Source organism: Flavobacterium circumlabens, assembly GCF_004345565.1.
GTDB lineage: Bacteria > Bacteroidota > Bacteroidia > Flavobacteriales > Flavobacteriaceae > Flavobacterium > Flavobacterium circumlabens.
In genome coordinates this window covers 63,203-85,732 of record NZ_SLWA01000006.1, presented here as the reverse complement: position 1 = coordinate 85,732, position 22,530 = coordinate 63,203, and the positions used below count along the sequence as shown (strand labels likewise).

The following is a 22,530-nucleotide window of genomic DNA, read 5'->3' as shown; positions in this document are numbered from 1 at the left end:
AAATAGGTTATTTAAATTCTTTTAATTACATTTGTAAACATACGAATTAATTATAATAATTTACAATGGTAAACATCGATGATTTTGTTAAAAGACTAGAAGTTATCCTCGATTATTATGGATTAAATGCCTCTGCATTTGCGGATAAAATCGGTGTGCAACGCTCCAGCATGTCCCACCTCCTTTCCGGAAGAAACAAGCCGAGTTTAGATTTTGTATTAAAAATTGCAGAGGTTTTTCCGGATGTAGATCTATACTGGATCTTAAATGGAAAAGGAAGTTTTCCTAAAAAAGAGGAGATTTCTAAAAATAATGAAACCGAGATTATCGCTGAAATTGAAAAAACAAGCCCTCCTCTTCCAGTAACTGATACTTCTGCTTCAGGAGATTTATTTTCAGGATTTAATTCGAATGAAGATATAAAAGAAGAAAAAAGAAATTTCTTAGAAACAAAAAGTTCAGGTGTTCCTTCAAATGAGGATGAAATCGGGAAAATTGTATTTTTCTATAAAAACGGAACATTTAAGGTATATGTCCCCTAATTTGAAAATATCGCGTATTTGAAAATATTCTAAAATATTTTTCATTTAAGCAATTCTCAGGAGATGGAATAATACCATAAAAAACGGCCTAAAGTCAAATTCTGAATTTAGGCCGTTTCATTTGTAAAATAAAATTGGTTATTATTTTCTCAATATAAATACTGAAGTTACTCCGGCTTCAGCTCTTACATTTACCGGAGCAAAATCACCGGTCATTGTCGGATAGTTAAAAGTCAGCACTTGTCCACCGGCATTAAGTCTCTCGGCTACATAAATCTTTTTTGTAACAGTATCATAAGCAACATCTACAGGATTCCCCAACGTTGAATTGGGACCATAAACTCTAATCTGATTCATTAAAGCAATTGTTCCGCCAGTCATTGTAGCGTTAAAAACAGTCGAAAAGTTTTTTATTACGATCAACCCTCCGTCTGTTCCTGATGTTGCACTTGCTACATCTGTTAAAATCATTACATCATCAGAAGAAGAATAAGTTATTCCATGGGAACGTGTTAAACCAGCAATTGTAACTCGTTTGGTAGCTGTAATTGTTCCTGAAGCATTATTCATAAAATCTTTGAAGAAAACAAGATCACCTGTTAAATCAGCAACAGCGTATAAATCGTTTCCATTAATGTGAATTCCCCACAATTTAAAGTCTGTTGTAAATGTTTTTACCAAAGAAAAATTTGCTGCAGTTTTTTTATAAACAAAGAATTTATTTATCATTCCGTTAGAAGCCAGCTGATCCTGGGCCACTACGACAATGTCTCCTGAAACTGCAGTTTCTCTGGCGTTGGTAAATTCCCCTGTCAAACTACTTATGGATAGCGTCAAATTATCTGTACCTGCTTTCAGAGCACTTTTTATTCCGGTGTAGGTTTCTAATTTATTGTTAGTTCTTGAAGCTACAATAACAGCATCTGTTTCACTGTTGTATGAAATTCCTTCAGCATCTAATGATGCTATGGTAAAAGATTTCACCATTGGTGCAGCTGCCAGTAAATCTGTGTAAGTAATTTTTCCAGAAGTATTGCTCGAAGTAACCAATGTTAATTCAGGCGTATCTGTACTATTGTTGTTATCAGAGTCGTTACTATCGCAAGATGCAAAAAGTAAAACTAAAAATGCGGATGTAATAAATAGATTTTTCATAATTATAATTTTAGAAAGTTATTTATACTTACGATAAAATTATAATTATGGTTTTTATCTTGTTAATATTATTGTTTTTTTGTTAAAAATGATAGCCTCTTTCCGGTATTTTACCTATAACGTCATCATAATGTTTTTTCAGGACTTGCAAATCAGCTTCATAATTTCCGGTTGGAAAAAAGGGCATTCCTAAATTTACTTCTTTTTTGCCCCAGTCAAAAGCTACAGGCACTATTGGAACATTCGCTTTAAGCGCTATATAATAAAATCCACTTTTTATTTCAGCAACTTTTTTACGTGTTCCTTCAGGGGCAACTGCTAAACGAAAAACCTCCTTGCGCTCAAAAATAGCCGCTATCGAATCTACTTTATTTAAACCTCCTGAACGGTCTAACGGCTCACCCCCTACACTTCTGAAATAATATCCGAACGGAAACTTAAACAATTCTTTCTTTCCAACCCAATTCATTTCTAAGCCCGAAATTCCCCTGGTGAAGATTCCTAAATAAAAATCATGATTGCTTGTATGAGGCATTACCATCAGGATACATTTTTTTACTTCTGCATTTTCAATCCCCACTATCTTCCAGCCCATTAGCTTAAAAAAGATAAATTTATACAACTGTTTCTTCATTAAAATTTATTTTTTCCGGCAAAATAAAAGATTTAAATGTTATTTTTGGGTAAAACGAGGAGAAAATGATTCAAAAAATATTCAGTTATCTGATTCCTATCAAAATATTCAAAAAAAAATCGGCCAGAAGTAAAATAATCGAAGTTACATGGGCCAATGGCGAATTGGTTCTGGATTCTGAGAACACCAATTATTCTTATGGAAGCCTGCAGCGTATATTAAGGTATGGTTTAAGAAATATTGGGTATCAAAATATTCTTGAGATGGATCACATTTTATTGTTGGGAGTTGCGGGGGGAAGCGTAATTAAAACGTTAGTGGATGAAATTGAATATAAAGGAAAAATCACAGGTGTTGAAATTGATCCGGATATGATTCAGATAGCGAACCAATATTTTAACCTCAATAAGATTAAACAGCTTGAAATTATTATTGATGATGCATTTGAATTTGTGTTAAAAACGAAAGAAAATTACAATTTAATTATCATTGATGTTTTTGAAGATATAAAAATGCCTAATTTTCTATTCGAAAAGTTTTTTAGCGAACGGGTCTGTTCCCTTTTGAAAAATCAGGGTTTTATACTTTTTAATACCATGATTCTGGATGAAGCACATAATGTTAGAAACAGGAAGTACATTTCGGAAATAAATCCTAAATTGTTTAACTCAAAAATGTTGCCCCGAATAGAAGTTCATAACGAATTAATAATCATTGAAAAAGTAGCTTAATTTACCTTTATGAAAACCCTTACCTCCATTTTAAAATCCTTGCCTTCTACAAAAGTTATTGACTCAAGTATTGATTTTTCAAAATACAGACCATTAGATTTATCGGTCACTAACAAAGAATTGGTTAAAAACAAACCTGTAAATGCTGAAGAATTTGAAGTTTTTATTTCCAATTATTTGCAAAACAACAACGCAGAAATTGCGTTTGGCGGTTATATCGAGGGTCGGAATCTTTACCAGCGGAGCAGCATTTTTAAAGACGGAGCAACTCCGGAACGCAACATTCACATTGGACTTGATTTATGGGGAAAAGTCGGGACAACTATTATAGCGCCGCTTGATGGTAAAATACATAGTTTTAAAAATAATATTGGTATTGGAGATTACGGCCCCACTATTATTATGGAGCATGAAGTGGAAAATGAAAAATTTTATACTTTATACGGACATTTATCGTTAGAAAGTATAGAAAACCTAACCGTTGGGGACATTTTCAAAAAAGGGGAAAGTTTAGCAACTTTTGGAGATTCAACAGTTAACGGAGATTATGCGCCACATTTACACTTTCAGATTATTAATAATATTGAAAATTACAACGGCGATTATCCCGGAGTCTGCAATATAAACGACTTGAACTTTTATATAGAAAACTGTCCCGACCCTAACTTATTATTAAAAATAACATAAATAGTTATGAAGAAAGCAATATTGATTATATGTTTGTCCTTATTAGTAGGATGTAAATCAAAAACAGTCAGCAGAGACACTGAAGATCTTAAAATTACAAAAGTAGATCCATCAGAAATTAATTCCGGTCAGCAGAAAAAAGCGTATGATTTGGGAAAAAGAGTTCTGGAAACCTGTAATACTTCTAAGTTCAAGCCTTTTAATGAAACTGAAGTGACCAAATCCGTAATGGAGAACACGACCGAGGAGCGTCTGACAAAAACCTGTCAGCGTTTCAGACAGTATTATGGCAGTTTTGTTGATTTGAAATTAGATGGTGTTTACAAAACCAAACAAGAGGTGATTTACCGTTACCACGCTACCTACACAAAGAAGGTGGCCAACAAAGAGCTTCGTGTTTTTGTAAATGAAGAAAATTTAATTTCGGCCATCAAGTCAATGGATTGGGAAGAAAATTTCGAAACTAAATTAAAAGAATAAAAATATGAATTTAAAATTCCCCCTTTTTGTGTTGTTGTTCGTTTCGACTTTAGCAAGTGCTCAGGAAACTATGACAGTGAATGGTTCTAAACCTTATCCCGCTACACAGGAATATACCTTTATCTGCGAAAAATATGCGTACACCGGCGAAACAAAAGTTCAGGTTGCAAAAACAGAAAAAGGCGGAATTTTAAAATTATCAATTGTTACCGCCAATGAAAAATCACGAATTTCAGGTGGTGTTTATGTAGATTTAGCCAATGGCGATGTTATTCCGTGTGTAGATAAAAATAGTAAGGAGTCTGCAGATGGCAAAACAACCTCCTATTATTATTTTACAACGGCAGAAATGGCTAAGCTGAAAAAAACGGATATAAAAGGGATTAGATTTATTATTGTCGGAGGTTCGAATACTTTCGGAAATCAGACCGGATACTTTACAACAGTAAACAAAACGAATTATTTTTCTACAGCATTTGACACTTCGAAAAAATCATATGATACAGCAAAAGAAATTAGTACTTTGTAATTAATTTTTTATAAAATAAGTATTATATTAGAGTCTAATTGTATTAAAAAAATGAATTCAAACGAAAACTTAATTGCTAAGTTCTATACTGCTTTTGGAAATGCTGACTATAAGACAATGAGCGAATGCTATCATCCCAAGATACATTTTATTGATCCAGCTTTTGGTTTACTAAAAGAAGGACAGGTTTCTAAAATGTGGGAGATGCTGCTTTCAAGAAGCAAAGGAAATCTGAAGATTGAATTTTCAAATATTAAAGCCGATGAATTTTCAGGTTCTGCAAATTGGGTGGCTACTTATAATTTCAGCAAAACAAACAGAACAGTTGTCAATCGGATTTATGCCGAATTTATTTTTCAGGATGGTTTAATCATCAAACACACCGATCATTTTGATGTATGGAAATGGTCGAAACAGGCTTTTGGCTTTACCGGACTTTTATTGGGATGGACCGGTTTTTTTCAGGGAAAAATTCAGAAACAGGCTCTCCTATCTCTCAAAAAATTCCAGGAATCTAAATAATGAAATTAAAAAACAAACCCGACAGATTTTTTAAAACTGTCGGGTTTGTTTTTTTAACTCTTACGATTTAAACCAGCCTGCCACCAATTCATCTTCAAATGAGTTGGCATTTTTATGAATAAACTCGTTTGTGATTTTATTATACGAATAGTCCAAAGCCCACTCTTTGTGATTTCCGGCAAGTTCTTTAATACTTTTACAAACAAAAGCAATCTCTTCATCGGTTGTTGTTGGGTGAATAGACATCCTGATCCATCCCGGTTTTTTGATCAGATCTCCAATTGTAATTTCGTCGACTAATTTATTTGAGGTTTCCTGATCTACATGCAATAGAAAATGCCCGTAAGTTCCGGCACAGCTGCACCCTCCTCTGGTTTGAATTCCAAATTTGTCATTCAGTAATTTTACGCCCAAATTAAAATGAAGTTCCTCAATAAAAAAGGAAACAACACCCAGACGATTTTTATGCTGTCCTGCCAAAATCTTAATATTATCAACCGGATCCAGTTCATTAAAAACATAATCAACAATTTCATGTTCACGTTGTAAAATGTTTTCAATTCCCATCTCTTCTTTCAGCTCAATGGCTAAAGCCGTTTTTATAACTTGCAGAAATCCGGGCGTTCCCCCATCTTCGCGGTCTTCAATATTTTCAACATATTTATGTTCCCCCCATGGATTTGTCCAGCTCACGGTTCCGCCTCCGGGACAATCGGGAATCATATTATGGTATAATTTTTTATTAAAGATAAGAACACCGGAAGTTCCCGGTCCTCCTAAAAATTTATGTGGAGAAAAGAAAATCGCATCTAAGTAAGATTCCGGATCTTCTGGATGCATGTCAATTGATACGTAAGGCCCTGAACAGGCAAAATCTACAAAACAAACTCCATTGTGCTGGTGCATCATTTTGGCAGCTTCATGAAAAGGCGTTTTTAATCCCGTAACATTAGAGCAAGAAGTGATGGAAGCAATTTTAATGGTTCTGTCGCTATATTTTTGTAATAATTGTTCCAGATTGTCCAGGCAAAAAAGCCCTTTTTCACAGGATGGAATAATTTCAACATCTGCAATCGTCTCTAACCACGAAGTTTGATTGGAATGATGCTCCATGTGTGAAATAAAAACAATTGGTTTTTTTTCAGCAGGTACAATCGTACAATCCTTTAAGTTTTCCGGTATTTTTAAACCTAAAATACGCTGGAATTTATTGACAACACCCGTCATTCCGGTACCGTCAGTAATCAGGACATCGTCCTGACTGGCATTGGTATGACGTTTTATAATATTTCTGGCATGATGATATGCTTTTGTCATTGCAGTACCTGACACGGTAGTTTCAGTATGGGTGTTTGCAACAAAAGGCCCAAATTCATTCAGAAGTTTCTCTTCGATCGGGCGATACAGCCTGCCACTGGCAGTCCAGTCGGTATAAATGATCTGTTTTTTGCCATATGGAGAACTAAATTCCTGGTTTACACCAACAATATTTTTTCTAAATTCCTGAAAATAGGTTTCTAAAGTGATGGTACTATTTTTGCTATTCATTAGTGTGCCTGTATTTGATTGCAAATATATTGCTTTTTTATAGAATTGAGAATTTATCAATTATAAACTTCAAACATTAGATAACCTTTTGGTATCTTTAATTAAATAGTCTTTTTTATAAAAATTTATCACAATATTCTATCGGATTAATAGGGCAATAAAACTTAAACTATAAGATTTATGGAAAATTTATCGGTTGCAACTTTTGGTGGTGGATGTTTTTGGTGTATTGAAGCTGTAATCCAGCGTTTAAAAGGAATAGAGACGTTAAAATCAGGATTTTCAGGAGGTTTTATCAAAAATCCGCCCTACCGTGAAGTTTGTACCGGAAGAACGGGTCATGCCGAGGTGATTCAGGTAACTTTTAATCCTGACATAATTTCATATCATGACTTAATTTCAATTTTTATGACAAGTCATGATCCGACAACTTTAAATCGTCAGGGTGGTGATAGCGGAACACAATATCGTTCGATTATTTTATATCATGATGATATTCAAAGAGAAATTGCAGAACAGGTTTTTGAAGAAGTCAAACCTTTATTCGAAGACTCGATTGTAACGGAACTAAAGTCATTTGAAGTCTTTTATAATGCCGAAGAAGATCATCAAAACTATTATAATAACAATCAGGACGCTCGTTATTGCCAAATCGTAATTGACCCGAAAGTACAGAAACTAAAAAAAATGTATGCTGATAAACTAGCCTAATAAATACAATGAAAAACTTAAAAATAAACAATAGATTTACAGCCGAATTACCTGCAGATCCTGACGAATCTAATGAACCCCGTCAGGTTACAAATGCGCTTTTTTCCTATGTAAATCCAACAAAACCAGCTAATCCCCAACTAATTCATGCCTCAGAAACTGTAGCTGAACTGGTTGGAATTTCTAAGGATGAAATTCAGTCGGAACCTTTTTTAAATGCTTTTTCAGGAAAAGAAGTTCTTCCTGAAACGCGTCCTTATGCCCTGTGTTATGCCGGACATCAATTTGGAAATTGGGCCGGACAATTGGGAGATGGCCGTGCTATAAACTTAACAGAAGTAGAACATAATAATCAGTTTTTTACACTTCAGTTGAAAGGTGCAGGAAAAACTCCTTATTCCAGAACTGCCGATGGTCTGGCCGTTCTGCGTTCTTCAATCCGGGAATATTTATGTGCCGAAGCCATGTTTTATCTGGGTGTTCCCACTACCCGATCCCTTTCTTTGATGCTTTCGGGTGATGAAGTTTTGCGTGATATTTTATACAACGGAAATCCTGCCTACGAAAAAGGTGCGATCGTTTGTCGTGTGGCTCCATCTTTTATCCGTTTTGGAAGTTTCGAAATGATCACTTCCCGTAATGAATTGAAAAACCTGAAGCAATTTGTGGAATATACGATCAAACATTATTTCCCTGAAATTGAAGGAGAGCCTAAAGATCAATATGTACAGTTTTTTCAAAAAGTGGCCGATACCACGCGTGAAATGATTTTACACTGGCAAAGAGTTGGTTTTGTTCATGGTGTGATGAATACGGATAATATGTCTATTCACGGAATTACAATTGATTATGGTCCTTACGGCTGGTTAGAAAACTACGATCCAAATTGGACTCCGAATACTACTGACAGTCAAAACAGAAGATATCGATTTGGAAATCAGCCTCAGGTCGCGCAGTGGAATTTGTATCAGCTGGCCAATGCACTTTATCCGTTAATTAATGATGCTAAGCCTTTAGAAAATATCTTAGAATCTTTTATAAACAAATTCAATTCCGATTATAAAGAAATGTTTCTAAGTAAATTAGGATTATTTACTTCAATTGAAACTGACAGTGAATTAATTACTGATTTAGAAGAAAATTTGCAATTATCAGAAACCGATATGACAATCTTTTTCAGGAATTTGAATCGCATTAAAAAGGAAGACTCCGTTGAAAATGCCTTCGAAAAAATTATAGACGCTTTTTATATCCCGAAAGAAATTGCCAACAATGTATTGGAAAACTGGACCAGCTGGTTTTCCTCTTACTTAAAAAGATTACAGACAGAAAAGCTTTCGGACGAAGAGCGTATTGCAAAAATGAATACTATAAATCCGAAATATGTGTTACGAAATTATATGGCCCAGTTAAGTATTGATGCTGCAGATCAGGGAGATTTTTCTTTGGTCAGCGAATTCTATTCACTACTTCAAAAACCATATGACGAACAGCCGGAAATGGAAAAATGGTTTGCCAAAAGACCCGATTGGGCCCGCTCAAAAGTGGGTTGTTCTATGCTTTCCTGTAGTTCTTAATATTTTTATTTTGCCACAGATTAAAGGATTTAATAGATTACGATTAATCGCTAAATCTTTTAATCTGTGGCTATTTTTTATTGGGCTGTTATATAATCCATTATCATATTGGCGTGAATTCTGGAATTTTCAATAAACCATTTGTGCGTGTGCATTCCGCCACAAATGACTCCTGCGAGAAATAATCCCGGCACATTCGTTTCCATAGTTTCCGGATGATAGGTTGGCGTTTTCATTTCATCATCAGACAATTGAATTCCCATATTTTCTAAAAACGATAAATCCGGCTGATACCCTGTTAAGGCTAAAACAAAATCATTTTCTATTGTAATTTTTCCTTTTGGAGTTTGAATTTCAACCTCATTATCCTTGATTTCAGTAATATTCGATTCGAAATACGCTGTAATACTTCCTTCTGCTATTCGGTTTTCAATATCCGGTTTAGCCCAATATTTAACGCGATTGTTAATTTCGTTTTTACGAATGACCATAGTAACATTCGCCCCTTTTCTCCAACATTCCAAAGCCGCATCAACAGAAGAATTATTAGCACCGACTACCAGAACATTTCTAAAAGCATATTCATGCGCTTCCTTATAATAATGGCGGACTTTTGCTAACTCCTCGCCTTTTACATTCATTTCGATTGGAATATCATAAAAACCGGTTGCGATAATTACGTTTTTAGCTTCGTATGAATTTTTATCTGTCTTTACTTTAAATAATCTGCCTTCCTGCTTTTTGACTTCAGCCACTCTTTCAAACAAATGGATGGAGAAATTAAAGTAACGATGTATATTTCTGTAATATTCCAAAGCTTCCTGACGACCCGGTTTTGGTGCCAGGCAATTAAATGGGATGTCCCCGATCTCAAGCCTTTCGGCAGTTGAAAAAAAAGTCATGTACAAGGGATAATTGAAAATACTGTTTACAATTGCTCCTTTTTCTATAATCAGGTAATTCAGGTTTTTCTTTTGGGCTTCGATTGCACAGGCCAGGCCAATGGGACCACCTCCCACAATTATTAAATCATATGCTGCTGTCATAAAACTATTCTTTTCCCCAGTCTTTAAAGGGATTTTTACTTAAATAGGCGTTGTAATATCTCGGATCGTTCGTTACTTCTTCTCCTAACCAATCCGGTTTTTCGAATTCATCGTTTTCAGATTGCAATTCTATTTCGGCCATAATTAAGCCCTCGTTCTCACCATAAAATTCATCCACTTCAAAAACATGATCTCCTGATTTTATTTCGAAACGTGTTTTTTCAATTTTACCTTTTTCACATAATTTCAGTAATTCCTGGGCTTCATCAAGCGGAATTTCATTTTCCCATTCAAAACGGGACATTCCGCCCTGATGTCCGATTCCTTTAATTGTAATAAATCCTCTCTGGCCTTTAATTCTGACACGAACTGTTCTTTCGGGAATTGAACTTAAATATCCCTGAGCAATTTTATTTTGAGTAAAAGCCTGTTCTTTAAAATCATTTGATTTCACAAGAAACTTTCTTTCAATTTCAACCATTTTGATGTGTAAATTAATTTTTATGCAAGTTACTCAATTTAATTAAGTCTTAGAATTGACAGACCAGAAACTCTTTGATCCTGCAATTTTTGATCTCATGGGATTTTAATTAAATAAACAACTTTAAAATATCTGATTATTAACATGTTACCTGTTATTTTTTTAGCTAAATTTGATACGATCTTAATTTCATACTTATGTCTAAAAAAGCACTTTACCTATTAGGCACTGCAATAATTATTATTTTGGGTACTTGTTTTTATCCGAAATTATGTTGCAATTGTATGAAACCTCTAATAATTAATTCTGTTGAAAAACCAATTGCCGCGAATCCTGAGGCTGTTATTGCCATAAAATAATGAATCAAAAATAGACAATCATGAATATACCTTGTATTTTAATACCTGCGCTAATCGGATTAATCTGTGGAATTTTAGGTTACTTATTAGGAAGAATGAAATGCAATACCGATGATTCGCTTGCCATGACTTTACAAGCTGATCTTGATGCCTGCCAAATAAATACTAAAAACCTACAGGCAAGAATCTCTGCTTTAGAAACGGAGATGGCAGCACGAGCAACTATTACTGCTGCAGCACAATCATTTGCTGTACCAACTGCCGCACATTTAACATTTGACCCTGATCTTGCTACAGATATTCTGGGTCAAAAAATAAAAGAAAATGATCTTAAAATTGTAGAAGGTATCGGACCAAAAATTGAAGCTTTGTTCAACAATGCCGGAATCAATACCTGGTACGAATTATCGGAAGCATCTATAGAAAAACTGCAGGTGATTTTGGATGAAGGTGGCGAAAATTATGCAATTCACAATCCAAGTACATGGGCAAAACAAGCCTTATTCGCTTATGAAGGAAAATGGCAGGAATTAAAAGACTGGCAGGAGAATCTGAGAGCTGGAAAAGAATAAAACCAATTACTATATAACCTTAAAAACTGGCTTCCGGCCAGTTTTTTTTTTATATTTTATCAAGAAGATGAGATTGCCATTTTTTGTTTATATTATACCATAATTGCCCGTTTAAGACTTCTAAAGGGCAATCGAAATTATTGGTATAAAGAGCACCTGTTCCAAGGCCTTGCGGCATTTTTGATTGTTGTAGAAAAGTCCATTGAGCGATTGCATTCAGTCCGATATTACTTTCCAGGGCCGATGTAATCCACCAGCCTATATTGTATTGATCTGCCAGCGTGATCCATTCCTGTGTTCCTCTGAAACCACCCACAAAACTTGGTTTAAGAATGATGTATTGTGGTTTAATTTTTTGCAGCAGCTTTTCCTTTTCTTCCAGTGATAATATACCGATCAGCTCTTCATCTAAAGCGATAGGAAATGGAGTCATTTTGCACAATTCTTCCATCGCTTCCGAATTTCCTTTTTTTATGGGCTGTTCGATACTATGAAGCTGAAATTTATCAAGTTGAATTAGCTTATCTAAAGCTTCACTTACAGGAAAAGCGCCATTGGCATCGACTCTGATTTCTATTTGTTCTGCGGAAAAATGACTTCTGATAAAGTGTAATAATTCCAGTTCTTTTTCGAAATCGATAGCTCCAATTTTGAGTTTGATACAATTAAAACCTTCGGCTAATTTTTCTTCTATTTGTTCTTTCATGAAGGAAGGCTCTCCCATCCAAACCAAGCCATTTATAGTAATTGATTTAGAATGATCCGTAAAATCAGAAGGAAATAGTACATATGGACTTTCACTTTTAAGCGATAAAAAAGCCATTTCTAAGCCGAATTGTATCGAAGGAAATTCCAGCAAAGTTTCCCAAAGCACGGTTTCTCCGAGATGAATGTTTTGACAAGCCCAATTGAGTTTTTCCTCATAATCATCACGATCGTCTGCACTTAATCCTCTTAAAATACCGCACTCGCCTATTCCTTTTTTACCGTTTTCTTCCAGAACAATAAACCAAGTTTCTTTTTCCGTCATAATGCCCCGTGAAGTTCCTGACGGCCTTTTGAACTCCAGCATGTATTTATAGTAAGTGGCTTTCATTTTAAATACTCTGATTCTGAGTTGTTATAATTTTAAAAAAGCTTTAAAACTCTTTCGTAATCTTCGGATTTAATACCTGCTTTCTGAAATGTAGTAAAGTCTAACCTGGTTTTGTCTGTCCAGCTTAAACTATCTGTTACATTTTGATTTTGGTATTTTTTATAAATAGATTTTGCCAAACTATAATCGTCGCTTAACAGATAAACGTGTGCCAGATTCAATTTTACCAATAGTTCCGTATCATCCAGTTTTTCACCTTCTTTAAGCGTTTTGATTGCTTTTGCGTATTGCTTTGTCAGAATATAGCAATAACCAATTGAGCTGTAGTCTACTGCTGTTGCTTTTCCGTCACTAATTATAGTATTTAATTTGGGAATCGCTTCGTTGTACTTTTGATTTTTTATTAAAGCTGCAATTTGTGTTCTTAAGTCGTTATACACGTTTTTAGAAATATCTGCATCATTGTAACAGGCATTACCAAAATCTTTATAAACTTTAGTTTTTTCGATTGCCAATAACTTTTGAAATTCCGAATAACGGTATTGTTTCATTATTTTATTCAAAATACAAACACAAAAATCATCAGAATTAGCCATTTTCTGGGCCATTGTAGAGGTTTTGCATAAACTGATAATTTCATTTTTATTATCCTGATTCCAGCCACGATTGAGTTTTGTATCTACCCACGGCACAACTTCCAGAACAATTTTTTGGGTTAAAAGCCAGTTTTTGCTTTCGAAACCAAACCAGATCGTTGTTGTATTTTCTTTTAGACAGGAAGATTTATCCAGAGACAATCTTTTAGCATCTTTACTCACGGGTTCCACCTGAGCAAAACAAGCTGTATCGGTCTTTCCGTCACTTACATATTTTTTTGCATTTTCATTGGATGTAAAAATAGAATACGTGCATTGATCGTCTCCTGAAATTTTCGACATCAAAAACACTGCTCCTGCCGAACCCTGACCTATTCCGTAAGGATCAGGTATTGCTTTTAGCACTGACACCAGGCTATTTGTCATTTCCTGATTTTTATCTAACAGCGTAATTCTATAGACTATTTCAGTAGTTCCAACTGGTAAATCTTCTGTATGAACGGTAATGCGGTCACGTGCAGAGACAATAATTTCTCTTGTCGTGGCACGTTCTTTGTCCCAATAACCCTCTTTTTGAGCATACGTACTGTAAAATGAAATTACAGAAAGGAATAGAAGTGTTTTTTTGAAAGTCATATTTTATGATTCTTTTTGAGTGGCATTAATCATATTCTGGATTCGGTTTTCAGCTTCTTCCTTTGTGATCCCTGCATAGAAATCTTTAACAAAAGAATGATCGAAACTTTCATGAGGAAAAATTACCGGCCTGTTATTGCCTTTTTGAGTGACCACGGTTGTTGGAATACTTTCCAAAAACTCATATTCACTTATATTATTAGACAACCAGCCAAAATATTCTGATTCATGATTTTCATTATCAAAATTATCGAGATAATCCTGAAAACTTTTTTCGCTCAAAGAAACCCAAAGCCCATATTCTAAGTCTTCACAGTGATCCTTTACTTTTTGAAATAATACGCAACGTACAAACCTGCCAACTTCATCCGGATAATTGATGACACAAAAATCTTCATCAATAACAGCAATTTCTTTCTTTTCTTCAGCAGAAAGCCAGTAATAATTGTTAGGCGAATTATATGTTAAGGCAGGCCAGCCTTCATGTTGCTTCCCACAACATTCACAGGTAAAATTAGTAGTATCCATTGTTTTAGTTTTGCGGCGTAACATTTTCGTCCAGTCTGGCCACATATTTACAATTCTATTGATTCTCCGATTTTAAGAAGCATTAAGTCTTTTCCTTTATCGAAAAATTTACGAATTGCTTCGTCGTGGTTGATTTCAATATAACCAAAAGTATCAAAATGATATCCCAGAATTTTATCGCATTCTAAGAAGTCTGATGCTATGATGGCATCTTCAACATCCATGGTAAAATTATTTCCGATTGGAAGAATTGCCAAATCTAATTTGGTGCGCATCGGAATCAGTTTCATATCCATGGAAAGCGCTGTATCCCCGGCAATATAGATGTTTTTATGTTCCCCTTCGATTACAAAACCACCGGGATTTCCGCCATAACTTCCGTTTGGAAAAGAACTGGAATGAATAGCATTGACGTACTTTACTTTTCCAAAATCAAATTTCCAGCTTCCTCCGTGATTCATCGGGTGTGCCTTGAATCCTAATGTGGCATAATAACTTGTAATTTCAGCATTCGAAACAATAACTGCATCGGTATTTTTTGCAATAGCTTCCACATCCAAAACGTGATCGCCATGTGCATGAGTCAATAAAATATAATCGGCTTTTAAAGTATTAATATCAATCTCCGAAGCTTGTGGATTTCCCGTAATAAATGGATCAACAATAATATGTTTTCCTCCAACTTCAATCCCTAATGATGCGTGTCCGTAAAAAGTAATTTTCATTTTTATAAAATTTAAAGTTGAACTAATTCTATCTTCCTCCTAAGAAGAGATTCACAATAATATCTGAAACCAAGGAAATCATACAGATAGTCAAAAGCAAAGAAAGAAAAAAGGTGCTTAAGGCTAATTTTTTTAATTCAGGATCCAACAGTTTAGGCTCCTGGTTTTTAGAAACCGTAATCAGATGTTTCGTTAAAGGTATATAAGCCAATAAAAACAAATATTGATCGAAACGATAATTACTTAAAACAGCAAAAGCCAATACCAATACCATTGCAGTTATAATAAGCGCAAAATGGTATGTTTTTGCTTTTTTACCACCCATTTGAACAACGATTGTGTTTTTGCCTGATTTTCTGTCTGATTCTTCATCACGCATATTGTTCAGGTTTAGCACTCCGACACTTAACAAACCAATCGAAATTGCCGGTAAAATCAAAATCGGATCTACTTCTTTAGAATACAAAAAGTTAACGCCCAAAGTGCTTACCAGTCCGAAGAAAACAAAAACAAATAAATCCCCGAAACCTTTGTATCCGTAAGCAGAATTTCCAACGGTGTAGCGAATAGCCGAAGCAATTGCTGCAATTCCAAGTAAGAGGAAAAAGATGGAGTATCCGAAGTTAGATTCGCCAAAAGCAAAATAAATTAAAGTAATAGCAGATAATAAGGTTAAAATTGATGTAATGATGATTGCTTTTTTCATTTCCTGCGGTGTAATAACACCACTCTGGATAGCGCGCTTCGGCCCAACTCTGTCTTCATTGTCGGTGCCTTTTACGCCATCACCGTAATCATTGGCAAAATTCGACAAAACCTGCAAGCCGAGCGTTGTTAAAAGTGCAAAACCAAAAATTTTCCAACTAAAGACTTCTGTCGGTGTATTGATGGCTTCTGTTGGGTTGGATAAGGCATAAATGCTTCCCACTATAATTCCGGAAACTGATAAAGGTAATGTGCGCAATCTTGCGGCTTCAATCCAGTGTTTCATTATGTTTTTTATTTGAAATTTTAGAAATTAGAATTTAGATTGTTGGAAAATTTTACGGTCTCAGTGTCAGTTTTCAGACTGTGACTGAGACTGTAAACTGATTAAAACTTTACGGTAACCACTTATTCTCTCCGAAATTTGGTTTTCTTTTTTCTAAAAATGCATTTCTTCCCTCTTTGGCTTCCTCAGTCATATAGGCCAGACGGGTTGCTTCTCCGGCAAAAACCTGCTGCCCCACCATACCATCGTCTGTTAAGTTCATGGCGAATTTTAGCATTTTTATAGAGGTTGGTGATTTTTGCAGGATTTCCTGTGCCCACTCATAAGCAGTATCTTCAAGTTCATCGTGGGGAATAACGGCATTTACCATACCCATGTCCATTGCTTCCTGAGCCGAATAATTGCGTCCTAAAAAGAAAATTTCGCGTGCTTTTTTCTGTCCCACCATTTTAGCCAGATAAGCAGATCCGTAACCCCCGTCAAAACTGGTAACATCGGCATCTGTTTGTTTAAAAATAGCATGTTCTTTACTCGCCAGGGTCATATCGCAAACCACATGTAAACTGTGTCCGCCACCCACTGCCCAACCCGGAACAACGGCAATAACCACTTTAGGCATAAAACGGATTAGACGCTGCACTTCCAGAATATTCAAACGGTGCTGACCATCTTCTCCTACATAACCCTGATGTCCTCTGGCATTCTGATCACCTCCACTGCAAAAGGAATAAACCCCGTCCTTAGTCGAGGGGCCTTCTGCAGAAAGCAATACTACGCCTATTGAAGTATCTTCCTGTGCATCGTAAAAAGCCTGGTATAATTCTGAAGTCGTTTTTGGTCGAAAAGCATTTCTGACATTGGGTCTGTTGAAAGCAATTCTTGCAACTCCATTACATTTTTTATAGGTTATATCTTCAAATTCTCTGGCAGTGATCCAATCCATTTCTATTTGTTTAGTTTTAAAAATTATAGTGTAAAAATAAACCATTTTTATATTTTTACCTACTCTATTTAATTTTAGTCTGCAAGAAAGTAGCTCCCAATATTAACAATTAGTATTTACCTACAAAAAATAACATTATTTAACATTTGGTTTAAAAAAAAATAAGTAATTTTACACCCTAGAAATCAATGAGATACATTTTATTTCATTGGATTATGATTGATTTTCTTTCACTGATTTATTAACCTAAAAAATGACTTTTTTTGAGAAAATTTAAAAAATTTGTCGCTTATTTTTTGACGGTTTTTATTAGTAAGCCCTTAATTAATGAGCAAATGATTTATGCATTTGTAAAAACTTCAAAAAAGAGATAGTAACACCTAAGGTTAAAAGCTGGAAATGTTTGTAATTAGCACAAAATTGAAAACGAAAAGAGGAAAATATGCTAATTGACTACTTTCTAAAAGTTATTCTATAAACCAATGGCTCAGCCGTGAAATTGATTTTTTGCATTTTAGGACGAATGTATCGATTGTTTAAAGACATACCCATCTAAAGGAGTAATTTCAAAAATTTTTAAAGCTGTTACTTTTTTAATGGATTCGAATTATTTTATTTCTGTTTTTTTTTAATTACAATTTTTTTTAAAACGAGAATAAAAAGAGAAAGGCTACTTGTAATGAGTAGCCTTTCTTGTTATTCTAAATTTAATAAATACCAAAAAAGAAATTCCAAATTCCAATGTATTCGTTCCTATTGGAACTTGGAATTTCATTTTTGTCTTTTTTAAAAGGAAGTTCTTAATTATCCTTTACCAGATAAATTCCATCTTCTTTAATTTCGATAAGCTTTTCTTTATACAAAGCACCAATTGCTTTTTTAAAGGTTTTTTTACTCATTTTAAGTACCGTTTTGATGTCCTCCGGATGCGAATTATCATTTAGGCGTAAAAAACCGCGATTGGCTCTTAATTCGTCTAAAATCTTATCTGCATTTGGCTCAATACTCTGATAACCCTGCTCTTGCAAAGCTACATCAATTTTGTTATCAGGACGGATATTTTTAATATAACCGACCATTCTGTCGCCTGTTCTTATCGCATCATCGTAGACTTCGTCTTTATACAGCAGTCCTTTATGTTTCTCATTGATAATCACATTGATTCCGATTTCGGTAATATGCGAAACAATCAAATCAACTTCTTCTCCTTTTTCAACAGTTAAAATATCATTGTTCAAAAATTGATTTGTTTTACTTGAAGCGACCAGACGATTGGTTTTTTCGTCCATATAAAGGTAAACTAAATAACGTTTTCCTTTTTCCATAGGACGCGCCTGCTCTTTAAAAGGAACCAGAATGTCTTTTTCCATTCCCCAGTCCATAAAAGCACCAACCTGATTGATGTAGTTTACTCTTAACAAAGCAAATTCATTCAATAATATATAAGGTTCGAGGGTTGTCGAAACCGGACGCTGTTCGTGGTCTAAATAAACAAAAACGATAAGCTCCTCGCCTATCTCAAATTCATTGGGAACGTATTTATTGGGTAATAATATATCGTGAATTCCTTCAGGGTCTTCTTGAGGATTTCCTAAAAATAAACCAACTTTGGTATCACGTAATATGGTAAGCGTATTGTATTTTCCTATTTCAATCATATTATAAGGTTCTGAGTTGATAAGCAACTAAGTTTCTAAGCCGCAAAGGTACGAAGTTTGAAAATGGTAAGCCCAAAAAATATTTCATAAAAAAAGTGCCGGTAAAGGCACTTTTAAAAATTTTAGTTGAGTTCTTTAAAAAATTGTTTTAAAATAACATCATTCTCAGCAGTTGGGGTAAAGATTTCCAAAATACCCGGAGCCTGATTTGATTCAAAAAGAGTTTCTATGTTTTTTTCCAAAGTTTCCTTATCTGACGCCGTAAAATAGTTCATCTGATACATTTTAGCCAGATGTTCGGCTGTTAAATGATGGGAAGTCTCAAAATAAGTATTGAAAACCGGTTTCTCTTCATGACCCGGCAAAATTCTGAAAATTCCTCCTCCTCCATTATTAATCAAAATAATTTTGAAATTTTTGGGAATATAAGAGTTCCATAAAGCGTTGCTGTCGTATAGAAAGCTAATATCTCCGGTGATAAAGACGTTTTGTTTTCCGCTTGCTACCGCAGCTCCAATCGCTGTTGATGTGCTTCCGTCGATTCCGCTTGTTCCCCTGTTGCAAAAAACTTCGATAGAAGGATCAATATGAATCAGCTGTGCATAGCGAATAGCCGAACTGTTGCTAATCTGCAATTGACTGTTTTTAGGCAACGCTTCAATTACTTTTTCGAAAACCTTAAAGTCAGAAAACGGAATCTTATCCAGATATTCTTTTCTTTTGATTTTTCGTAAATCGTAAACCTTTTTTATTCCTTCAAAATAATCACTTTCTATTGTTATAGCTTTCGAAAACAAATCTTTAAAAAAGTCATTCGGCTGCATTACAAAATGATGCGATAGTGCGCTAAAGGTATCATAAGCACGTAACGTATCAATATGCCAATGGTATTTCGGTTTGTATTTTCGCAAAAATGCCTTGATGCGTTTTGAAACAATCATTCCGCCAAAAGTGACCAAAATTTCGGGTTGAAAATCTTTAAAATCAGTCTCTTCAAATGGTGTAATTAAAGTATCAATGCTATTAATAAAAGTCGGATGATGCAAGTTGGAAGTCGTTTCGGTCAGCACCACTACAGACGGGTCTTTTGCCAGATTTTCTGTTATTTCAGCATCGATTGCATTAGCTTCATTTACACCAACCATGATTAGTTTTCTTCGGGCTGAATTCCAGATTGAAACAATTTCCTCGCTGTTTTCTATGGTTTTTGTTTCAAGTGAAGGCTCTATATTTGTAATTTTTGACTTTACAGAAAGTGCTTCCACTGTTTCATACAAAGGTTCTTCGAAGGGCGCATTAATATGAACGGGACCTTTTTTAAGGATTGCCGTTTCGATTGCTTTATTTATTTTGAGATCATTTTCAACTGAAGCTTCTTCGGTTAAATTAGCATTAAAAACCGAATGATTCTCATACACATTCTGCTGACGAATAGTTTGCCCGTCCCCAATATCAATTTTGCTTTGCGGGCGGTCTGCGGAAATAACAATTAATGGAATCTGACTGTAAAATGCTTCCGCAACAGCCGGATAATAATTTAATAAAGCAGATCCTGAAGTACAAACAACTGCTGTTGGCTGCTGGGTCTGCTGGGCAATTCCTAAGGCAAAAAAGGCAGCACAACGCTCATCTGCAATGCTGTAACATTTAAAATTAGCGTTTTGGGCAAACCCTATGGTTAACGGTGCATTTCTTGATCCGGGAGAAATTATGATAGTAGTGATTCCTTTTGCTAAACAAATTTCGATAATGCTCTGAGCGAGCGGTATTTTAGGGTAAATCATTCGTAGGAAAGTATTATTATTCAAGAAAATTGAAAAATTTTCTAATAGTACAAAGTTACAAACTTCAATGTTGATTTAACTTATAAATGGTGAGATATTAAGTCAATTTTTAGAAAAAGGGAATATATTTGTAAAAGCATTTTTTTTGAATAAAATAAACTTCTCCTATTTAAAAAACCGCCAAGAATTTAGAAATTATTTTAATCAGGATCTGTAGAAATAATTTGTGAATTTGAGCTTAAAACCATAATCCAAAAAAAATCATGAACATAACCCTTAGACCAGCCACAACAAACGATTTAGAGAAAATTCTCGCTATTGTCAATCATTCTATAGTGCATACCACTGCCAATTACAATTACGATATCCAGACGCTCGATGTCCAGACTAAGTGGTTCGAAGATAAAAAAAGTAAAAACTTACCTATTGTCGTTGCCGATTTAGAGGGCGAAGTGGTAGGTTTTGGGAGTTACGGACAATTTAGGGAGAAAATCGGTTATCAATTCACCGTTGAACATTCGGTTTATGTGGTGGATCATGTGATTGGAAAGGGAATTGGATCTCAGTTACTGACACAGCTAATTCGTTTAGCCAAAGAACAGGGTTATCACGTTATGATTGGTGCTATCGACGCTGATAATGCCGGAAGTATTGCTTTTCATGAAAGATTTGGTTTTGTTTCTATAGGAACAATTCGTGAAGTTGGCTATAAATTCGGTCATTGGCTTGATCTGGTTTTTATGCAGCTGATTTTAAAGTAGATTGCAGAACATTTTACCGCAAAGTACACAACGATTTATCCAGTGAACGCAAAGTAATATGCCTATTTTGTGTCATTTCGACGTAGGAGAAGGCACATTTGCTGAATCTATACAGTACGTTGCTCTCTGAATGTGATTTCTCCTCCGTCGAAATGACAAACTTTGTAATAAACTGTATGGGATAATATATTAAAAAAAACTCCACAAATCTGTATCACTACAAATTTGTGGATTTTTAAATTAATAATGTTTTTATTAACTTTTTATCCAACTGATTACTTCCGGATCTGTTGGTAAAGTTCTTGGCTTAATTACTTTTACCAATTCTCCTTGTTCGTTGATTAAGTATTTTTGAAAATTCCATTCCACTTCAGAATCCTGCAACCCGTTTTTAGCTTTTTGAGTTAAGAATTTATACACTTCACACATATCGTCCCCTTTTACAGAAACTTTGTCCATCATAGGGAAGGTTACGCCATAATTTTGCTGACAAAAAGCACCAATTTCCTCATTTGTACCAGGTTCCTGTGAAGCAAAGTTATTGGCAGGAAAACCAACAATTACAAAGCCTTTGTCTTTATATTCTTTGTAAATCGCTTCAAGATCTTTGTATTGAGGTGTTAATCCACATTTTGAAGCCGTGTTTACAATCATTACTTTTTTTCCTTTTAAAGAAGCAAAATCAAAAGGATTTCCTGATAGATCTTCTACTTTAAATTGGTAAATGGTTTCTTTTGTCATAACCTTATCCGTTTTAGGAGTTTTTGTTTTATTGGTTTGTGCTTGATTTTGGCAGCTAAATAAAAATAGCAGACCATAAGCCAGAAATAATATTTTTTTCATCGTTTCAATTTTTTATAAAATTAGTCAAAAACAGTTTTGCAACTGTTTTTTGGTGCACGTATTTTGTATTAAATATAAGTTAAATAAAAAAAATGAAGCCTAACGTTAATCAGACGTTAGGCTTCTCCCCATACAAACAAATCAAACCATGAAATTTGAAATTTTTTAAGCCATTTTTGCTTTTACCTTTTTAGCATTCCGGAGTTGAAATTAATTCCTTAACAATTCCGGACTATTTATCGTATTGACCCTGCAGCAAACTGAGTATTCTAATTGTACTGATAAAATCAATTTTTTTAAATTCAATTTTTTATTTTTAGCTCCTCATAGTTGATTCCCCCGTTTTGATCGAAATAATTTAAACTCCAGTTCACTTGTCTACAAATAATTTTCAG

The 22,530-nt window shown here is 34.6% G+C and carries 24 protein-coding genes; 10 read left to right on the top strand and 14 right to left on the bottom strand.

Going from position 1 to position 22,530, the window contains the following annotated elements; genetic code table 11:
• The first annotated feature begins 65 nt into the window (after nucleotides 1-65).
• Entirely contained in the window at nucleotides 66-542 is a 477-nt protein-coding gene (locus EV142_RS15175; protein ID WP_132036710.1) for a helix-turn-helix transcriptional regulator, read from the top strand.
• 141 nt (nucleotides 543-683) lie between these two features.
• Here the strand turns inward: EV142_RS15175 and EV142_RS15170 are convergent, their stop codons facing one another.
• Both EV142_RS15170 and EV142_RS15165 read right to left on the bottom strand, forming a co-directional pair.
• On the bottom strand, nucleotides 684-1,697 hold the full coding sequence (locus tag EV142_RS15170; protein ID WP_132036709.1) for a hypothetical protein: 1,014 nt from the start codon (nucleotides 1,695-1,697) through the stop codon (nucleotides 684-686).
• An 82-nt stretch (nucleotides 1,698-1,779) separates the two neighbouring features.
• Entirely contained in the window at nucleotides 1,780-2,331 is a 552-nt protein-coding gene (locus tag EV142_RS15165; protein ID WP_132036708.1) for a 1-acyl-sn-glycerol-3-phosphate acyltransferase, read from the bottom strand.
• Nucleotides 2,332-2,396: 65 nt separating this feature from the next.
• On the opposite strand from EV142_RS15165, the gene EV142_RS15160 reads away from it, so the two are divergent.
• Genes EV142_RS15160 through EV142_RS15140 form a run of 5 tightly spaced genes read left to right on the top strand, consistent with a single transcriptional unit; the run spans nucleotide 2,397 to nucleotide 5,280 of the window.
• Complete coding sequence (locus EV142_RS15160; RefSeq protein ID WP_132036707.1) at nucleotides 2,397-3,062, top strand: spermidine synthase; 666 nt, start codon at nucleotides 2,397-2,399, stop codon at nucleotides 3,060-3,062.
• 9 nt (nucleotides 3,063-3,071) lie between these two features.
• Nucleotides 3,072-3,749, top strand: coding sequence for a peptidoglycan DD-metalloendopeptidase family protein (locus EV142_RS15155; RefSeq protein ID WP_132036706.1), 678 nt, complete (start codon nucleotides 3,072-3,074; stop codon nucleotides 3,747-3,749).
• A gap of 6 nt (nucleotides 3,750-3,755) precedes the next feature.
• Nucleotides 3,756-4,229: a hypothetical protein gene (locus EV142_RS15150; protein ID WP_132036705.1), complete on the top strand. Its 474-nt coding sequence runs from the start codon at nucleotides 3,756-3,758 to the stop codon at nucleotides 4,227-4,229.
• Nucleotides 4,230-4,233: 4 nt separating this feature from the next.
• The gene (locus EV142_RS15145) at nucleotides 4,234-4,758 is read left to right on the top strand and encodes a hypothetical protein (RefSeq protein ID WP_132036704.1); all 525 of its coding nucleotides are present in this window, start codon (nucleotides 4,234-4,236) and stop codon (nucleotides 4,756-4,758) included.
• Between the two features lie 51 nt (nucleotides 4,759-4,809).
• Nucleotides 4,810-5,280 (top strand): nuclear transport factor 2 family protein, encoded by a 471-nt coding sequence (locus EV142_RS15140; RefSeq protein ID WP_132036703.1) that lies wholly within the window; start codon nucleotides 4,810-4,812, stop codon nucleotides 5,278-5,280.
• 60 nt (nucleotides 5,281-5,340) lie between these two features.
• Here EV142_RS15140 and EV142_RS15135 read toward each other — a convergent pair whose 3' ends face one another.
• A complete protein-coding gene (locus EV142_RS15135) occupies nucleotides 5,341-6,828 on the bottom strand; it encodes an aminotransferase class V-fold PLP-dependent enzyme (protein WP_132036702.1) in 1,488 nt (495 codons plus the stop codon).
• Between the two features lie 180 nt (nucleotides 6,829-7,008).
• On the opposite strand from EV142_RS15135, the gene msrA reads away from it, so the two are divergent.
• Both msrA and EV142_RS15125 read left to right on the top strand, forming a co-directional pair.
• On the top strand, nucleotides 7,009-7,539 hold the full coding sequence (gene msrA / locus EV142_RS15130) for a peptide-methionine (S)-S-oxide reductase MsrA (RefSeq protein ID WP_132036701.1): 531 nt from the start codon (nucleotides 7,009-7,011) through the stop codon (nucleotides 7,537-7,539).
• Nucleotides 7,540-7,547: 8 nt separating this feature from the next.
• A complete protein-coding gene (locus EV142_RS15125) occupies nucleotides 7,548-9,116 on the top strand; it encodes a protein adenylyltransferase SelO (protein ID WP_132036700.1) in 1,569 nt (522 codons plus the stop codon).
• 77 nt (nucleotides 9,117-9,193) lie between these two features.
• On the opposite strand, the gene EV142_RS15120 is transcribed toward EV142_RS15125, so the two are convergent.
• Nucleotides 9,194-10,162 carry a YpdA family putative bacillithiol disulfide reductase gene (locus tag EV142_RS15120; RefSeq protein WP_132036699.1) on the bottom strand — a complete coding sequence of 323 codons (969 nt, stop codon included), beginning with the start codon at nucleotides 10,160-10,162 and terminating at the stop codon, nucleotides 9,194-9,196.
• Nucleotides 10,163-10,166: 4 nt separating this feature from the next.
• Nucleotides 10,167-10,643 carry a CYTH domain-containing protein gene (locus EV142_RS15115; protein ID WP_132036698.1) on the bottom strand — a complete coding sequence of 159 codons (477 nt, stop codon included), beginning with the start codon at nucleotides 10,641-10,643 and terminating at the stop codon, nucleotides 10,167-10,169.
• A 379-nt stretch (nucleotides 10,644-11,022) separates the two neighbouring features.
• Here EV142_RS15115 and EV142_RS15110 point away from each other — a divergent pair, with 379 nt between their 5' ends.
• Nucleotides 11,023-11,574 carry a hypothetical protein gene (locus tag EV142_RS15110; RefSeq protein ID WP_132036697.1) on the top strand — a complete coding sequence of 184 codons (552 nt, stop codon included), beginning with the start codon at nucleotides 11,023-11,025 and terminating at the stop codon, nucleotides 11,572-11,574.
• Nucleotides 11,575-11,623: 49 nt separating this feature from the next.
• Here the strand turns inward: EV142_RS15110 and EV142_RS15105 are convergent, their stop codons facing one another.
• The 8 genes from EV142_RS15105 to menD form a co-directional block, all read right to left on the bottom strand.
• Nucleotides 11,624-12,670 (bottom strand): o-succinylbenzoate synthase, encoded by a 1,047-nt coding sequence (locus EV142_RS15105; protein ID WP_132036696.1) that lies wholly within the window; start codon nucleotides 12,668-12,670, stop codon nucleotides 11,624-11,626.
• 32 nt (nucleotides 12,671-12,702) lie between these two features.
• Nucleotides 12,703-13,902 (bottom strand): tetratricopeptide repeat protein, encoded by a 1,200-nt coding sequence (locus EV142_RS15100; RefSeq protein WP_132036695.1) that lies wholly within the window; start codon nucleotides 13,900-13,902, stop codon nucleotides 12,703-12,705.
• A 3-nt stretch (nucleotides 13,903-13,905) separates the two neighbouring features.
• Nucleotides 13,906-14,430 (bottom strand): DUF2199 domain-containing protein, encoded by a 525-nt coding sequence (locus tag EV142_RS15095; RefSeq protein ID WP_132036694.1) that lies wholly within the window; start codon nucleotides 14,428-14,430, stop codon nucleotides 13,906-13,908.
• A 47-nt stretch (nucleotides 14,431-14,477) separates the two neighbouring features.
• Complete coding sequence (locus EV142_RS15090; RefSeq protein WP_132036693.1) at nucleotides 14,478-15,155, bottom strand: metal-dependent hydrolase; 678 nt, start codon at nucleotides 15,153-15,155, stop codon at nucleotides 14,478-14,480.
• A gap of 28 nt (nucleotides 15,156-15,183) precedes the next feature.
• On the bottom strand, nucleotides 15,184-16,146 hold the full coding sequence (gene menA, locus EV142_RS15085) for a 1,4-dihydroxy-2-naphthoate octaprenyltransferase (RefSeq protein WP_132036692.1): 963 nt from the start codon (nucleotides 16,144-16,146) through the stop codon (nucleotides 15,184-15,186).
• Nucleotides 16,147-16,255: 109 nt separating this feature from the next.
• Complete coding sequence (locus EV142_RS15080; protein ID WP_035681238.1) at nucleotides 16,256-17,089, bottom strand: 1,4-dihydroxy-2-naphthoyl-CoA synthase; 834 nt, start codon at nucleotides 17,087-17,089, stop codon at nucleotides 16,256-16,258.
• Between the two features lie 800 nt (nucleotides 17,090-17,889).
• Nucleotides 17,890-18,747 (bottom strand): CvfB family protein, encoded by an 858-nt coding sequence (locus EV142_RS15075; RefSeq protein ID WP_132036691.1) that lies wholly within the window; start codon nucleotides 18,745-18,747, stop codon nucleotides 17,890-17,892.
• A 122-nt stretch (nucleotides 18,748-18,869) separates the two neighbouring features.
• On the bottom strand, nucleotides 18,870-20,531 hold the full coding sequence (menD, locus tag EV142_RS15070) for a 2-succinyl-5-enolpyruvyl-6-hydroxy-3-cyclohexene-1-carboxylic-acid synthase (protein WP_132036690.1): 1,662 nt from the start codon (nucleotides 20,529-20,531) through the stop codon (nucleotides 18,870-18,872).
• Between the two features lie 263 nt (nucleotides 20,532-20,794).
• On the opposite strand from menD, the gene EV142_RS15065 reads away from it, so the two are divergent.
• Nucleotides 20,795-21,292 carry a GNAT family N-acetyltransferase gene (locus tag EV142_RS15065; RefSeq protein WP_132036689.1) on the top strand — a complete coding sequence of 166 codons (498 nt, stop codon included), beginning with the start codon at nucleotides 20,795-20,797 and terminating at the stop codon, nucleotides 21,290-21,292.
• Between the two features lie 255 nt (nucleotides 21,293-21,547).
• On the opposite strand, the gene EV142_RS15060 is transcribed toward EV142_RS15065, so the two are convergent.
• A complete protein-coding gene (locus tag EV142_RS15060; RefSeq protein ID WP_132036688.1) occupies nucleotides 21,548-22,135 on the bottom strand; it encodes a glutathione peroxidase in 588 nt (195 codons plus the stop codon).
• Nucleotides 22,136-22,530 lie beyond the last annotated feature (395 nt).